Here is a 15609-nt window from a genome sequence, read left to right on the forward strand (position 1 = left end):
CGGTTGGTGTCGAAAACGTCGCGCGATCTCGCCAGAACCGAGACCTTGCCAGTGCCGATACGCTTCCAGGCGTGCGTGGTGACGGCGATGGGTGGGCGTTCTCCGACACCGGCGCCCGGTTTTGGGGCCGGCATGGTGCGGCAGGTCTGCTGCTGAGGGCACCGCGTCCAGACGGTGTGCGCACCGTGTTGCTGCAGCATCGCGCCTGGTGGAGCCATCAGGGCGGGACCTGGGCATTGCCCGGTGGTGCTCGCGACAGCCACGAAACCGCCGAAGAGGCCGCCATCCGCGAGGCGCAGGAAGAGGCCGGCCTGCCCGCGGATCGGATCGTGGTGCGGGCCGCGGTGGTGACCGCATCGGCCAGCGGAACCAGCTGGACCTACACCACCGTGGTCGCCGACGCCGACGAACTGCTCCCGGTGGTGCCCAACGGCGAGAGCACCGAACTGCGTTGGGTGGATGAACATGAGGTCGCCGGGATGCCGTTGCACCCGGGTTTCGCCGCCAGCTGGGAGTTGTTGCGCGGGTATTGAGCTGGCGGCCGCCGCCCGGCCGCGGCGAACGTGCACTCAGGGCGAGAAATGCGGGGAAATCTCGGTCTCAGTGCACGTTCGGCGGCGCCGGGATCATCGAGTGTCTGCCAACCCCGCCCGCAGGGCGGCAGCGGCCGCGCGCGGATCCTCGGCGGCGGTGATCGCCCGCACCACCACCACCCGGCTGGCCCCGGCCGCGACCACCTCGCCGAGCCGGTCGAGGTCGATCCCGCCGATGGCGAACCACGGCTTGGGGTCGTGGCGGTCCGCGGCGAAGCGCACCAGCTCCAGTCCCGGTGCGGAGCGGCCCGGCTTGGTCGGGGTGGGCCAGCACGGCCCGGTGCAGTAGTAGTCGACCGCCTCGACCAGCGCCGTGCCGACCTGGTCGCGGTCGTGGGTGGAGCGCCCGATCAGCACGTCGGGTCCGACGATCTCGCGGGCGTCTGGCAGGGGCAGATCGTCCTGGCCCAGGTGCAGGACGTCGGCACCCGCGGCGCGGGCGATGTCGGCGCGGTCGTTGACCGCCAGCAGAGCCCCGTGCCGGCGTGCGGCGTCGGCCAGGATCTCGCACGCCGCCAATTCGCCCCGCGCCTCCAGCGGGCCGAACCGCTGCTCGCCCGCCGAACCCTTGTCCCGCAGCTGGATGATGTCCACGCCACCGGCCAGTGCGGCGTCGGCGAACTCGGCCAGGTCGCCGCGTTCCCGGCGGGCATCGGTGCACAGGTAGAGCCGGGCCTGGGCAAGCCGATCGAGGCGGGACGGACGGTCGGAGCGTTTATGCACACCGCGACGCTAGCGGCTAGCTTGGTGTGTTGACACGCGAGCAGGTGGAAGGGAGCAGCGCATGCCCGCACCCTCGCTCGGTTCGCTGGCCGTGATCGGCGGCGGCGTCATCGGGCTGTCGGTGGCGCGGCAGGCTGCCCGTGCCGGGTGGACGGTGCGGGTGCACCGCACCGCCGAGTTCGGCGCGTCCTGGGTGGCCGGTGGCATGTTGGCCCCGCACAGCGAGGGCTGGCCGGGCGAGGAGCAGCAGCTGCGGCTTGGCCTGCGCTCCCTGGAGCTGTGGCACGACTTCCTCGACGGGCTGCCCGTTGAGCTGGTCACCGCACGCGAGTCGCTGGTGGTGGCCGCCGACCGCGCCGACGTGGCCGACCTGCGCAGGGTCGCCGATTGGTTGTCCGCGCAGGGCCACCCGGTGTTCTGGGAGTCTGCGGCCCGCGACGTCGAACCGCTGCTGGCCGGCGGCATTCGGCACGGATTCCGCGCCCCCACCGAGCTGGCGGTCGACAACCGCGCGGTGGTGGGCGCGCTGGTCGGCGCCTGTGCGGAACTCGGGGTGTGCTGGGCTCCGCCGGTGCATGACTTGGCCGAGGTGGCCGCCGATGACGCTGTGGTGATCGCCAACGGGATCGACGCCCCGGCGCTGTGGCCCGGTCTGCCGATCCGGCCGGTCAAGGGGGAGGTGTTGCGGCTGCGCTGGCGCAAGGGCTGCCTGCCCCCGCCGCGGCGGGTGATCCGCGCCCGGGTACACGGCCGCGCGGTCTACCTGGTGCCGCGCCCGGACGGCGTGGTGGTGGGCGCCACCCAGTACGAACACGGCCGGGACACCGCGCCCGCGGTCTCCGGGGTCCGCGACCTGCTCGACGATGCCTGCGCGCTGGTCCCGGCGCTGGGGGAGTACGAGCTGGCCGAGTGCGCCGCGGGCCTGCGACCGATGACCCCGGACAACCTGCCGCTGGTGCACCGGCTCGATGCGCGGACGGTGGTGGCGGCCGGACATGGCCGCAACGGGTTCCTGCTGGCACCGTGGACCGCTGAACAGGTTGTGTCCGAATTACTTCCAGTGGGAGTGCAGCAATGATCATCCGCGGCGCCGACGATGCAGAGCGAAGCGATGAGGAGGAGCGGCGCATGATCGTCAATGTCAATCAGAAGGCGGTGGAAGTGGCCGAGCAGACCACGGTCGCGGCGCTGCTGGCTTCGATGGGGTATCCCGACCGCGGGATCGCGGTGGCGGTCGATGAGGCGGTGCTGCCGAAGTCGCGATGGTCCACCCCGCTGTCCGACGGTGCCCGGCTCGATGTGGTGACGGCGGTGCAAGGTGGTTGACGCCTCGAAGCTGACTATCGCCGGCCGGGAGTTCAGCTCTCGGCTCATCATGGGAACCGGTGGGGCGCAGAGTCTTACCGCCCTGGAAGAGGCGCTGGTGGCGTCCGGTACGGAGCTGACCACCGTCGCGATGCGCCGCGTCGACGCCGAAGGCGGAACCGGCATGCTGGATCTGCTGAACCGGCTGGGAATCACGCCGCTGCCCAACACCGCCGGCTGCCGCAGTGCCGCCGAGGCGGTGCTGACCGCCCAGCTGGCGCGTGAGGCCCTCGGCACCGAATGGGTCAAGCTGGAGGTCATCGGCGACGAGCGCACGCTACTGCCCGACGGCATCGAACTGGTTCGTGCTGCAGAGCAATTGGTCGACGACGGGTTTGTCGTTCTGCCCTACACCAATGACGACCCGGTGCTGGCCCGCCGGCTCGAGGACGCCGGATGCGCGGCCGTGATGCCGCTGGGCTCGCCGATCGGCACCGGCCTGGGCATCGCCAACCCGCACAGCATCGAGATGATCGTCGCGGCGGCCGGGGTGCCCGTGGTGCTCGACGCCGGAATCGGCACGGCCAGTGATGCGGCACTGGCCATGGAGCTTGGGTGCGACGCGGTGTTGCTGGCCACCGCGGTGACCAGGGCGGCCGACCCGCCGGCGATGGCCGCGGCCATGGCGGCCGCCGTCACCGCCGGGTATCTGGCGCGCCGCGCCGGCCGCATCCCCAAGCGGTTCTGGGCACAGGCGTCGAGCCCGGCCCTATGAGGCCGACCGGCCGCGTCCGGGCAGGCCGGCGGGCGTGAACCGCTATGTTGCCCTGGGAAGTTCGATGGCGGCAGGTCCCGGAATCCGTCCCCGCGCCATCGGGGCGCCCCGGGCCTCGGGCCGCTCCGCGCGCAACTACCCGCACCTGGTCGCCCGGGCGTTGAACCTCGATCTGGTCGACGTCACGTTCTCCGGCGCCACCACGGCCCATCTGCTCGGCGAGCGCCAACACGGCGCGCCACCGCAGATCGACGCCCTCGACGGTTCGGAATCTTTGGTCACCGTCACCATCGGCGGCAACGACGTCGGCTATGTGCCGCTGCTGATGGCTGCAACGTTGCCGGTGGCATTGCAGTGGCTGCCCGCTGTCGCGAACCTGCTCGATCCGCAGCAGCGCGAGCGGGCGCTGGGCGAGGTCGAAGCGGCGCTGCGAGCGGTGGGCGCAGCCGTGCGGGACCGGGCGCCGCACGCGCGGGTGATCTTCGTCGACTACCTGACTCTGCTGCCACCGGCCGGGCTCCGGGCCGGCCGGCTGCCGGCCGGCGTCGTGGACCTGGCCCGGCACATCGCCACCACGCTGGAACGCCACACCGCTGTGGCGGCGGCCGCGACCGGCTGTGAGATCGTCCGGGCCGGCCATGCCAGCCGCAAGCACCATCCGTGGTCGGCGCGCCCATGGACGGTGGGCGCCGGACTGCCGCTGCCGTGGCGGCCGTGGCCGTTTCATCCCAACGCCGCCGGGATGGCCGCGGTCGCCGAGTTGGTCGCCGTGCACTGCGGCGGCCGGGCCTGAGTCCATACCCCATGTGCACCCACTAACGTGGGCACGGTGGAGTACAAGTCGAAGTTGATCCCCGCCCTGAGCGTCGTGCTGGTCAGTGCACTGTTCGGCGCCGGCTGCAGCCGCACCACCGACGGGGTCGAGCACGCAGCCGATCCCGCCGCGGCGGCGGAGTTCGCCAACGGCCTGCGCGACAAGGTCGCCGTGGACGCGATGATGGCCCACCTGCAGAAGCTGCAGGAGATCGCCGATGCCAACAACGGCACCCGCGCCGTCGGCACCCCTGGCTACGAAGCCAGCGTCGAATACGTGGCGGGCAGCCTGCGGGAGCACGGCTTCGATGTGCAGACTCCGGAGTTCGTCGCCCGGGTGTTCAAATCCGAGCCCGGGTCGGTGCAGCTCGGCGGCAAGACCGTCGAGGCCCGTGCCCTGATGTACAGCCTGGGCACCCCGCCCGAGGGAGTCACCGGCCCGCTGGTGGCCGCTCCGGCTGACGACAGTCCGGGCTGCAGCGCCGAAGACTATGAGGGGCTGGCGGTCAAGAACGCCGTCGTACTGGTAGACCGCGGCACCTGCCCGTTCAAGGAGAAGATGGCCGTGGCCGTCGAACTGGGCGCGGTGGCGATGGTGGTTGCCGACAGCGTCGACGAACCCAAGATGGGCGGCACGCTCGGCGAGCAGACCGAGGTCAAGGTTCCGGTGGTGAGCGTGACGAAAGCTGACGGAGCGATGTTGCGCGCCGGACACGGTCCCATGACGGTCAAACTCGACGCGCACACCGACAACATCCCGGCCCGCAACGTGATTGCCCAGACCAAGACCGGAGCCACCGACAACGTCGTCATGGCCGGGGCGCACCTGGACAGCGTTCCGGAGGGGCCGGGCATCAACGACAACGGATCGGGTGTCGCCGCAGTGCTGGAAACCGCTCTGCAGCTGGGACATTCGCCGGACGTGCACAACGCCGTGCGGTTCGGCTTCTGGGGTGCCGAGGAGCTCGGCCTGATCGGATCGCGCAAGTACGTCCAGTCGCTCGACGTCGAGCAGCTCAAAGACATCGCGCTGTATCTGAACTTCGACATGCTGGGTTCGCCGAATCCGGGCTATTTCACCTACGACGGCGACCAATCGCTGCCGTTGGACAAGCGGGGTCAGCCCGTGGTGCCCGAAGGTTCGGCCGGTATCGAGCGGACGCTGGCCGCCTACCTCAAGTCCGCCGGCAAAGAGCCGCAGGACACTTCGTTCGACGGCCGGTCGGACTATGACGGCTTCACCCAGGCCGGTATTCCGTCCGGCGGGCTGTTCTCCGGCGCAGAGGCCAAGAAGTCGGCTGAGGAAGCGGAGCTGTGGGGCGGCACCGCCGACGAGCCCTTCGATCCGAACTATCACCAAAAGGGCGACAACATCGACAACATCGACCGCGACGAACTGGCCCTCAATGGCCGCGGTGTGCCCTACTCGATCGGGCTGTACGCGCAGGATCTCAGTGGCCGCAACGGAGTTCCGGTGCGCGACGACCGCACCCGCCACATTCTGACCCAGCCATGATCCGCCCGGCGGGAGTCCTGCTGGTCGCCGTCGGCGTGCTGGCGGGCTGCTCGCCGGAGCCGGCCCAACCGCTGCTGCCCGACCGGCTCGCCGAACAGGTCACCGTGGCGGCCATGCTCGTGCACCTGCAGCGACTGCAGGAGATCGCCGACGGGCACCAGGGGAACCGGGCCGACGGAACGCCGGGCTTCGACGCCAGCGCCGACTACGTTGCCAATGCCCTGCGCGACAGGGGTTTCGAGGTGACCACCCCGGAGCTGACCAGGTTGGACACCACCTCGCCGGGCAGGCCCTCGCTGACTGTCGGCGGCATCGGCTATCCGGTCGACCAGGCGTCGCTGCTGGTGCGCACGCCGGCCGGCGGGGTCAGCGGCCCGGTGATCCGGCCGGCGCGACCGTCGGGCTGCGCCGCCGCCGACTACCCGCCGGACATGCCCCGCGGGGCGGTCGCGGTGGTCGGCGATGCCGACTGTTCGGTGGTGGCCAAGCAGGATGCGGCAGCGCAACGGGGAGCTGCGGCCCTGGTGGTGGTGAGCCCGCCGAGTCGCGCCGGAGCGCCCGCCGGATTGTTTCCGCCCGACTACTACGACCAACTCAGGATGCCGGTCGCGGTGGCCGGGCGCGACGCGGACGGTGCGTTGCGCCGCACGACCGGCCGGGTGAAGCTGGTGCTGGACGGCGAAACCGTCAAGACCACCTCGCGGAATGTCCTGGCGCAGACGAAGACCGGCTCCGAGCGTGACGTGGTGATGGTGGGCGCGCACCTCGACGGTGCACGGGGCGGGCCGGGAATCAACAACAACGGTACGGGCGTGGCCGCAGTGTTGGAGACGGCGTTACAGCTGGGGCCGCAACCGGAGGTGGCCAACGCAGTCCGGTTCGCGTTCTGGGGTGCTGCCGAACAAGGGCTTGGGGGTTCCAGCGACTACGTGTTCGGGCTTGATCGTGATGAGCTCAACGACATCGCGCTCTACCTCGACTTCGACATGCTGGCGTCGCCCAACCCCGGGTACTTCACCTACGACGGCGACCAGTCGGCGCTGCCGGGCCGCGACATCGCCGCGTCCGATGTGCCGCTGGGTTCGGCCGGAATCGAGCGCACGCTGGCCGGCTACCTCAATCTGGCCGGGGTGCGGCCCGCCGATATGCCGCTGTCCAGTGACACCGACTACAGCCCGTTCGTCTTCGCCGGGGTGCCGGTCGGGGGGATCACCACCGGGGCGTCTGGGCTCAAGACCGCCGCGCAGGCCCGGTTGTGGGGCGGAACGGCGGGTGCGGCGTTCGACCCGAACTACCGCGGTCCCGGGGACACCGTCGAGCACATCGATCGCGGCGTGTTGGAGCTAACCGGCGCCGCAGCGGCGTTCGCAGTGGCACACTATGCGCAGTCCATCGGCGGACCCAACGGGGTCCCGGCCCGCGACAAACGTCAGCGGGCGCCAATGGGGCCGTAGGAACAAGCGGACTCAACGCCGAGGCCGCTGTAGGCCGTTAACCCGGCTGTGTTAATAATGCTGTGCACATGACAACGCTGACCTGAGTTGATCGGGGGGTGGTGACCTCGCTAGGTGCCACGAACGACCCTGTCGCCCGTAATGGCGCCCGAATAAAGCGGCGCCCCAAAGATCGCAAGGCCCAGATCACGCGTGCTGCCGCGGAGACCTTCAGCGCGCAGGGCTACCACGCCACCAGCATGGAGGCGATCGCTTCCAAGGTCGGGATCTCAGCGCCGGCGCTCTACCGGCACTACCCCAGCAAGTACGAGATGTTCGCGGTCGTCGTCGGCTCGCTCGGCCAGCAGTTGGTGGATTCCACGGCGTTTGTCGATGAGGTGTCCGATGGCGAGGTGCACGACGACCCCTCGGCCGTGCTGGACCGGATCATCGACGGGCTCATCACGTCATCGATCATCAACCGCGAGGCCAGCGGACTGTTCCGGTGGCAGGCCCGCTATCTGCAGTCCGACGACTACACCAAGCTCATGGCACAGATGCAGACGGTCGGTGCTCGCCTGAAACGGCCGATCGCCGTACTGCGTCCCGAACTGAACACACTGGAGCAGTGGACGCTGACGGTGGCGCTGGTCAGCGTCACCCGCAGCATTATCGGGCACCGGCTGCAACTGCCGGACGACGAGATCAAGCCGCTGCTCATCGCCGCGTCGCGATCCGTGGTCGCCGCGCAACTGCCGCGAGCCGACGAGATCGTGGTCAGCCGGCCCTCGGTGTGGCGCATCTTCACCCCGGACGCCGGCCCCTACGAGGCGCTGCTGCACTCGGCGGTGCTGCTGTTCGGCAAGCAGGGATATGCCGAGACCGGCGTGACCGAGATCGCCGACGCCGTCGGCGTGCCGGCGTCCGGCGTCTACCGCTACTTCTCCAGCAAGAGCGATATTTTGACCACCGGGCTGCAGCGCGCAGTGGACCGGATCGCCGGGGAGATGTCGGCCATCGCCGGTGTCTTCGCCGAGCCGGACGAGGCGCTGCGCCGGTTGATCGAGGCCTACGTGGCCACGGTATTCGCCAACCCCGAGTTGGCGTCGGTCTATGACACCGAGCGGGTCAACCTGGCGCCCGCCGAGCGCGAACTGTTGCGCGCTTCCGAACGAGCGTTCATCGAAACCTGGACCCGGCCGCTCATGACGATCCGGCCGGAGCTGGATCGCAAGCACGCGAAGTTCCTGGTGCACGCGCTGGCAGCACTCGTGGACGACTTGAGCCGGGTGGCCCGAGGCGGCGAGATTCCCGGTCCCGGATTCCTCGCCGGAGGACCGGGTTACGCGCAGGCCTGCCTGCGCAGACTGATGGAGTCCATCGTGTTCGACGGGATCAGCTGACGCGGATCGGCGAACTCGCCCGGCCTATGAGGCGGTTCCAGCTTCGCCTCTCCTGCGTCGAGCCTCGCTGAACCGCCCGGCCTATGAGGCGGTTCCAGCTTCGCCTCTCCTGCGTCGAGCCTCGCTGAACCGCCCGGTGGACCAGGCGATTTCGTAGTCCTCCAGCGGAAAGTGGGAGCCGTCGCGCACCGCGTTGCGCACCGTGGTGGGCCGCAGCAAGGTCGCTTCGCCGCTGGGCAGCTCGCCGAACAACCGGCCGATGTGGCGCATCTGGTACTCCATGGTGTTGAAGAACGACAAGCCGCAGAACGCATACGGGCTGGCCAGGCTCAGGAAGTTCGGGAAGGCCGGAATGGACACGCCCTGGTAGGCCTGGAAACGGGTCTCGCGCCAGCACTTTCCGAGGTTGCGGCCGCCGCGCCCGACGATCTCGATGGCCGGGAAGTTGGCCTCCCACATGTCGAAACCGGTGGCCAGCACCAGTGTGTCGATCTTGGCCTTGCGCCCGTCCACCAGCCAGCGCTGTGCTCGGAGTCCCAGCGGGCAGGCCACAACCATCCTCCGAAGCCCGCACCCACGATGACGACGTCGAACTGCTCCATACTCATGAAAATTACGGTGGCCGACCCCCGGTGGCCGCGATGCGGTGCTAAGGCGGGGCACGGGCGTGTACCGCTGCCGGCGGCGTACCGGTGGACGTGACGGCCTGTAAGGGCCGTTATGGTTAGGCGCTTGATTCAGCTGTTGCCTACCACCGAGAGACGTCCTGTTGAGCGAAATTCGCCACCCTGCGGCATCCAGATCGATCGGTCTGCTCGGCGTCGGGGCTGCTCGCCCGGCCCGGGTGGTCACCAATGACGAGATATGCGCGCGTATCGACTCCTCCGACGAATGGGTCTATTCCCGGACCGGGATCAAGACGCGCCGCTTCGCCGGGGACACCGACACGACGCTGAGCCTGGCCGTCGAGGCCGGCCGCGGGGCGCTGTCTCAGGCCGGTGTCGACGGGTCCGGGGTCGGCGCGGTGATCGTGGCGACCAGTACCAACTTCCGGCAGACGCCGTCGTGTGCGCCCGCGGTCGCAGTCGCCCTGGGCGCGAAAGGCGTCCCCGCCTTCGACGTGGCCACCGGCTGTGCGGGGTTCGGATATGCCCTCGGGGTGGCAGCGGATCTGTTGCGCGGCCGCACTATCGACACCGCTGTGGTCATCGGCTCTGAGGTGCTTTCCCGGACCATCGACATGGACGATCGCTCGAACTGCTTCATCTTCGGGGATGGCGCCGGTGCGGTCGTGGTCGGCGAGACGACGGGTAATGGCATCGGACCGACGGTCTGGGGCAGCGATGGCGAGAACTGCGAAGCGATTCGCCAGGACATCGACTGGATCAGCTACACCGAGCAGCCGCACGGTCCCCGGCCGTACCTGCGCATGGACGGCAATGCGGTATTCCGCTGGGCGGCCTACGAGATGAGCGGGGTGGGGCAGCGCGCCATTGCGGCGGCCGGACTGCAGGCCCACGACATCGATGTCTTCATTCCCCACCAGGCCAACTCCCGGATCAACGCGCTGATCGCCAAGAGCCTTGAGCTTCGTCCCGACGTGGTTGTCGCCAACGACATCGAGAACAGCGGCAACACCTCGGCGGCATCCATCCCGCTGGCGATGGAGCAGCTGCTGGCCGGTGGCCTCGCCAAGTCCGGCGACCTGGCCCTGCTGCTGGGATACGGATCGGGTCTGAGCTACGCGGCCAGCGTCGTCACGCTGCCCTGATCAGCGGGTTTCGCCCAGCAGTCGCAGCGCCGCGTCGACCGCCAGCGCCGGGACGTCCAGGGTCTTGGATGCCAGATCGTGGCGGGCGCCGGTGATCTCGACGACGTCGTGCGGCGCGGGCATGAGCGCGGCGGCGGCGCGGATCTCCGCGCAGGTGCCGAAGCTGTCGGAGCTGCCGTGCGTGAACACCGTCGGTACGCCGATCTCGGGCAGATGCTCGGTGCGGGTGCGCTCCGGCTTTCCCGGTGGGTGTAGCGGATAGGAGAACAGCGTCAGCAGGTCGACGCGTGCGTCGCCGGCGGCCACCACCATCGAGGTCTGCCGGCCGCCGTAGGAATGACCGCCGACGATCAGCGGACCGTCGGCCAGGGCACGGGCGTATCCGATCGCCTCGGTGATACCGTCTCGATCCCCGGCACCCGACCCCGACGGAGGGCCTTTGGGGCGGCGTCGCCGGAACGGCAGGTTGTAGCGGATCGCCAGGAATCCGCGGCGAGACCATTCGTCGCACAGCCGCTGCAGCATCGGTGAATCCCGGTCGCCCCCGGCGCCGTGGGTCAGCGCCACCACGCCGGTGGGTGTGCCGGCCGGGTGATGGGCGACCCCGGCCAGTTCCGGCAGTTCTTCGCAGCTCATGAGCCGTGGAGCCCCAGGCGGAACAACGGTGAGACGGGGCCGTGCCCGCGGCCCAGCGGGTATGCGGCGCGCAGGCACTCGGTCACCCAGCGTTTGGCGAACGCCACCGCGTCGACAACGCCGAACCCATGGGCCAGCGCGGCCGCTGCGGCCGCTGCCAGCGTGTCGCCGGCACCGTGGTCGTCGGCGGTGGCCACCCGTGGGCCGGGGAACTCCAGGAAATCGGTGCCGTCATAGAGCAGGTCCGGGCTGTGCTGCGCCGACGGCAGATGCCCCCCTTTGACCAGTGCCCACTGCGGCCCCAGCGCATGCAGCGCGCGTGCTGCCGCACGTTGGGAGGCGGCGTCCACTACCTCGATGCCGACCAGCAGCCGCACCTCGTGCAGGTTGGGAGTGACCAGAGTTGCCAAGGGAAAAAGCTTGTCGCGCAGCGCATCCAATGCCGATTCGGCCAGCAGTGCATCGCCGTGCATGGACGCCGACACCGGATCGACCACCAGGGGGACCGTCATGCCCAGTTCCCGCCAGGTGTCGGCCACCGCGGTGATGATCGGCGCGGAGGCCAGCATGCCGGTCTTGGCGGCCTGGATTCCGATGTCGGGCACCACCGCGGCGATCTGGGCGGCGACGGTGTCCGGCGGCACCTCATGAAAGCTTTTGACTCCCACGGTGTTTTGGACGGTCACCGCGGACACCGCGACGCAGGCGTGAACCCCGAGCAGCGCACAGGTACGCATGTCGGCCTGTATGCCGGCTCCGCCGCCGGAATCCGATCCGGCCACGGTGAGGATGCGCACCGGTGTGGCCCCGGGCGGGGCCAGCGGCAAAAACCCCACTAGGAGGAGATGGGCAGGTACACCCGGTTGCCGTGGTCGGCGAACTCGGCTGACTTCTCGGCCATGCCCTGCTGGATGGCGGCGTCGATGTCCTCCTGAGACTCCAGCCCGTGCTCGCTGGCGTAGTCGCGGACATCCTGGCTGATGCGCATGGAGCAGAACTTCGGGCCGCACATCGAGCAGAAGTGTGCGGACTTTGCCGGCTCGGCGGGCAGGGTCTCGTCGTGGTACTCGCGTGCGGTGTCGGGGTCCAGGGACAGTGCGAACTGGTCATACCACCGGAACTCGAAGCGCGCCTTCGACAGTGCGTTGTCACGCTCCTGGGCGTGCGGGTGTCCCTTGGCCAGGTCGGCGGCGTGCGCGGCGATCTTGTAGGCGATCACCCCGTCCTTGACGTCCTTGCGGTCGGGCAGGCCCAGGTGCTCCTTGGGGGTGACGTAGCACAGCATCGCGGTGCCGGCCTGGGCGATGATGGCGGCGCCGATCGCCGAGGTGATGTGGTCGTAGGCCGGTGCGATGTCGGTGGCCAGCGGTCCCAGCGTGTAGAACGGCGCCTCGTCGCACCATTCCTCTTCCAGCCGGACGTTCTCGACGATCTTGTGCATCGGGACGTGGCCCGGGCCCTCGATCATCACCTGTGCGCCGCGGGATTTGGCGATCTTGGTCAGCTCACCCAGGGTGCGCAGCTCGGCGAACTGGGCTTCGTCGTTGGCGTCGGCAATCGAACCGGGCCGCAGCCCGTCGCCGAGGGAGAACGTCACGTCGTAGCTGGCCAGAATGTCGGCCAGTTCCTCGAAGTGGGTGTACAGGAACGACTCCTGATGCCGCGACAGGCACCACGCCGCCATGATCGAACCGCCGCGCGACACGATCCCGGTGACCCGCTTGGCGGTCAGTGGTACATAGCGCAGCAGTACCCCGGCGTGCACGGTCATGTAGTCCACGCCCTGTTCGCACTGCTCGATCACGGTGTCGCGGTACAGCTCCCAGGTCAGTTTGGTCGGGTCGCCGTTGACCTTCTCCAAGGCCTGGTAGATCGGCACGGTCCCGATCGGCACCGGCGAGTTGCGCAAAATCCACTCGCGGGTCTCGTGGATGTCCTTTCCGGTGGACAGGTCCATGACGTTGTCGGCGCCCCAGCGGGTCGCCCACACCAGCTTGTCCACCTCTTCGGCGATCGAGCTGGTGACCGCCGAATTGCCGATGTTGGCGTTGATCTTCACCTTGAACGCCTTGCCGATGATCATCGGCTCCAGCTCGGGGTGGTTGTGGTTGGCCGGGATCACCGCCCGCCCGCGGGCCACCTCGTCGCGAACCATCTCGGCGGGAAAGCCCTCGCGGGCGGCGATGAAGGCCATCTCAGCGGTGATCTCGCCGGCTTGGGCGCGCTGCAGCTGGGTGCCCCGATTCCGCACCACACCCGGGCGCGGGGGCAGGCCTCGGTGCAGGTCGATGTCGGCATGAGCGTCGGTGTAGGGCCCCGAGGTGTCGTAGACGTCGAAATGCTCACCGGTGGTCAGGTTGATCCGCCGAAACGGCACCTTCATGACTACGCCGCCGGGGGCTTCGATCTCCCGGTAGACCTTCTCGCTGTAGGGGATGGGCCCGGTGGTCACCTGCGGCTGGACTGCGACATCAGTCATGATCTTCCTCTCCCTTGCCGGAATTACCCGGTCAGGTTCGTACGGTCGACGGCTCGGGCCGTCCTCTCAGCGCACCGGTTGCGCTCCCGCGGTTGTGTGGTGTGTGCACTGCGATCCGTGCACCTGCCACGCTATCGCAGCCGGGCAGCCGGCGTAAGACGCTGTGCTGGGTGCTGAGCGAGGAAGCCGGCCGGGGATTAGGCAACTGATCATTTGCTTAGCTAATATATGCGCCCAGGGAATAGGGAGCTGGGAGACTCATGACGGCGCAGATCGAGCGGGAGGGCCTCGGCGCCGGGGACCCGGGCGCCGGCGCCGAAGATGCCACCGCCGGTCGCCGCCTGCGCTTGGACCGCGATCACCCCCGATACAAGTGGATCGCGCTGTCCAACACCACATTGGGCGTACTGCTGGCCACCATCAACGGCTCGATCGTGCTGATCTCGATGCCGGCCATCTTCCGCGGGATCGGCCTGAACCCGCTGGAACCGGCGAACGTCAGCTATCTGCTGTGGATGCTGATGGGCTATCTGCTGGCTTCGGCGGTGCTGGTGGTGTTCTTCGGCCGGCTCGGCGACATGTTCGGCCGGGTGCGGATCTACAACCTGGGTTTCGTGGTCTTCACCGCCGCGGCGATAGCGCTGTCGATCGACCCCTTCGACATGGGCCGCGGCGCCCAGTGGCTGATCGGGTGGCGGGTGGTGCAGGGCATCGGCGGGGCGATGCTGATGGCGTCGTCGTCGGCGATCATCACCGACGCGTTCCCGGCCAATCAGCGCGGCATGGCCCTGGGGGTCAACCAGGTGGCCGCGGTCACCGGCTCCTTCGTCGGTCTGCTGATCGGCGGCGTCCTCTCCGAATGGGACTGGCGTGCGGTGTTCTGGGTGGGGGTGCCGATCGGCGTGCTGGGCACCGTCTGGTCGATGCGTTCCCTGCACGAGCTCGGTGAGACGGCGCGGGCGAAGTTGGACTGGGCGGGCACCGTGACGCTGGGACTGGGGCTGACGGTGGTGCTGACGGCCATCACCTACAGCATTCAGCCGCACGGGTCTGCGCCGACCAGTTGGACGAGTCCCGTCGTACTGGGTGCGCTGGTAGTGGGCGTGGCGCTGCTGGTGCTCTTCTGTGTCATCGAGCTTCGGGTTGCCGCGCCCCTGCTCGACGTACGCCTGTTCGCCGTTCCGGCGTTCGGCATGGCCAACGCGGCCGGGCTGTTGGCGGCGATCGGTCGCGGCGGCCTGCAGTTCATGCTGATCATCTGGCTGCAGGGCATCTGGCTACCGCTGCACGGCTACAGCTATGAATCGACCCCGTTGTGGTCGGGCATCTATCTGCTGCCGATGACCGTCGGGTTCCTGCTGGCCGGTCCGGTGGCCGGTTCGCTGGCGGACCGCCGTGGTGCCCGTCCGTTCACCGTCGGCGGCATGGTGCTGATGATGGCCACGTTCGTGGGGCTGGTGCTGCTTCCGGTGGACTTCGACTACCGGGTGTTCGCGGCGCTGGTGTTCCTCAACGGGCTGGGCGGCGGGATCTTCACCGCGCCCAACAGCGCCGTCATCATGTCCAGCGTGCCGGCCGCTCAGCGTGGCGCAGCCTCAGGTGTGCGGGCAACCTTCTTCAACGCCGGCACGTCGCTGTCGATCGGGATCTTCTTCTCGCTGATGGTGGTCGGCTTGGCCAATACGCTGCCGGCGGCTCTGAATGCCGGGCTCCAGCAGCAGGGGGTGCCCGCGGGTGTCGCCGAGCAGCTGGCCGACACCCCGCCGGTGGGCAGCCTGTTCGCGGCGTTTTTGGGCTACAACCCGATCGCCGAACTGCTGGGGCCGTCCGGAGCGCTGGGGCAGCCCGGCGTCGACGCCGCCACCCTGACGGGCCAGAGCTTCTTCCCGCAGTTGATCTCCGGACCGGTCCACACCGGGCTGGGTGTGGTCTTCACCGCCGCTGCGCTGATGATGCTGCTCGGGACGCTCGCATCGTTGCGCACCCCCGGCCGCTACGCCCTCGAACCGGTGCGCCTGCCAAGCTGAAACGGCGTGGGGCGACCCGCAATAGCGACCGGTGGGGCACCCGGAATACCGCAGGTGCAACGCCGGGGTGTCGGTTGGGCAACGGTGTGCCGAGACACGCCGATGTCGAGTTGACCGAGCCTGGTGCGTCGTGCA

General features: G+C 69.1%; 14 protein-coding genes and 1 pseudogene. 10 read left to right on the plus strand and 5 right to left on the minus strand.

Features of this window, described 5'->3' with window-relative positions; all coding sequences use genetic code 11:
• Positions 1–71: 71 nt before the first annotated feature.
• Entirely contained in the window at positions 72–533 is a 462-nt protein-coding gene (locus tag G6N14_RS19455; protein ID WP_085126884.1) for an NUDIX hydrolase, read from the plus strand.
• A gap of 93 nt (positions 534–626) precedes the next feature.
• On the opposite strand, the gene thiE is transcribed toward G6N14_RS19455, so the two are convergent.
• Positions 627–1316 (minus strand): thiamine phosphate synthase, encoded by a 690-nt coding sequence (gene thiE, locus G6N14_RS19460; protein ID WP_085136446.1) that lies wholly within the window; start codon positions 1314–1316, stop codon positions 627–629.
• Positions 1317–1377: 61 nt separating this feature from the next.
• On the opposite strand from thiE, the gene thiO reads away from it, so the two are divergent.
• From thiO to G6N14_RS19495, 7 genes are all read left to right on the plus strand, one after another.
• Positions 1378–2394, plus strand: coding sequence for a glycine oxidase ThiO (gene thiO, locus G6N14_RS19465; protein ID WP_085136447.1), 1017 nt, complete (start codon positions 1378–1380; stop codon positions 2392–2394).
• Positions 2395–2444: 50 nt separating this feature from the next.
• On the plus strand, positions 2445–2642 hold the full coding sequence (gene thiS / locus G6N14_RS19470) for a sulfur carrier protein ThiS (RefSeq protein ID WP_046319713.1): 198 nt from the start codon (positions 2445–2447) through the stop codon (positions 2640–2642).
• Positions 2635–3396 (plus strand): thiazole synthase, encoded by a 762-nt coding sequence (gene thiG, locus G6N14_RS19475; protein WP_085136448.1) that lies wholly within the window; start codon positions 2635–2637, stop codon positions 3394–3396. Before thiS ends, thiG begins: the two co-directional genes overlap by 8 nt.
• 34 nt (positions 3397–3430) lie before the next feature.
• On the plus strand, positions 3431–4189 hold the full coding sequence (locus G6N14_RS19480) for an SGNH/GDSL hydrolase family protein (RefSeq protein ID WP_085136449.1): 759 nt from the start codon (positions 3431–3433) through the stop codon (positions 4187–4189).
• Positions 4190–4225: 36 nt separating this feature from the next.
• Positions 4226–5725: a M28 family metallopeptidase gene (locus G6N14_RS19485; RefSeq protein ID WP_109559886.1), complete on the plus strand. Its 1500-nt coding sequence runs from the start codon at positions 4226–4228 to the stop codon at positions 5723–5725.
• The gene (locus tag G6N14_RS19490) at positions 5722–7179 is read left to right on the plus strand and encodes a M28 family peptidase (RefSeq protein WP_085136450.1); all 1458 of its coding nucleotides are present in this window, start codon (positions 5722–5724) and stop codon (positions 7177–7179) included. Before G6N14_RS19485 ends, G6N14_RS19490 begins: the two co-directional genes overlap by 4 nt.
• Before the next feature lie 101 nt (positions 7180–7280).
• Positions 7281–8561 (plus strand): TetR/AcrR family transcriptional regulator, encoded by a 1281-nt coding sequence (locus G6N14_RS19495; protein ID WP_163787267.1) that lies wholly within the window; start codon positions 7281–7283, stop codon positions 8559–8561.
• A gap of 144 nt (positions 8562–8705) precedes the next feature.
• Here the strand turns inward: G6N14_RS19495 and G6N14_RS19500 are convergent.
• Positions 8706–9071, minus strand: a pseudogene (locus G6N14_RS19500) (NAD(P)/FAD-dependent oxidoreductase); the annotation flags it as partial.
• 259 nt (positions 9072–9330) lie between these two features.
• Here G6N14_RS19500 and G6N14_RS19505 point away from each other — a divergent pair.
• The gene (locus tag G6N14_RS19505; RefSeq protein WP_085136452.1) at positions 9331–10332 is read left to right on the plus strand and encodes a beta-ketoacyl-ACP synthase III; all 1002 of its coding nucleotides are present in this window, start codon (positions 9331–9333) and stop codon (positions 10330–10332) included.
• On the opposite strand, the gene G6N14_RS19510 is transcribed toward G6N14_RS19505, so the two are convergent.
• Genes G6N14_RS19510 through thiC form a run of 3 tightly spaced genes read right to left on the minus strand, consistent with a single transcriptional unit; the run spans position 10333 to position 13447 of the window.
• Positions 10333–10968, minus strand: a complete 636-nt coding sequence (locus G6N14_RS19510) for an alpha/beta hydrolase family protein (RefSeq protein ID WP_085136453.1) — start codon at positions 10966–10968, stop codon at positions 10333–10335.
• A complete protein-coding gene (gene thiD, locus G6N14_RS19515; RefSeq protein ID WP_085136454.1) occupies positions 10965–11804 on the minus strand; it encodes a bifunctional hydroxymethylpyrimidine kinase/phosphomethylpyrimidine kinase in 840 nt (279 codons plus the stop codon). Before thiD ends, G6N14_RS19510 begins: the two co-directional genes overlap by 4 nt.
• Complete coding sequence (gene thiC, locus G6N14_RS19520) at positions 11804–13447, minus strand: phosphomethylpyrimidine synthase ThiC (protein WP_085136733.1); 1644 nt, start codon at positions 13445–13447, stop codon at positions 11804–11806. Before thiC ends, thiD begins: the two co-directional genes overlap by 1 nt.
• Before the next feature lie 260 nt (positions 13448–13707).
• On the opposite strand from thiC, the gene G6N14_RS19525 reads away from it, so the two are divergent.
• Complete coding sequence (locus G6N14_RS19525; protein ID WP_085136455.1) at positions 13708–15474, plus strand: MFS transporter; 1767 nt, start codon at positions 13708–13710, stop codon at positions 15472–15474.
• Positions 15475–15609 lie beyond the last annotated feature (135 nt).

The organism is Mycolicibacter hiberniae (genome assembly GCF_010729485.1).
In the GTDB taxonomy this organism is placed as follows: domain Bacteria; phylum Actinomycetota; class Actinomycetes; order Mycobacteriales; family Mycobacteriaceae; genus Mycobacterium; species Mycobacterium hiberniae.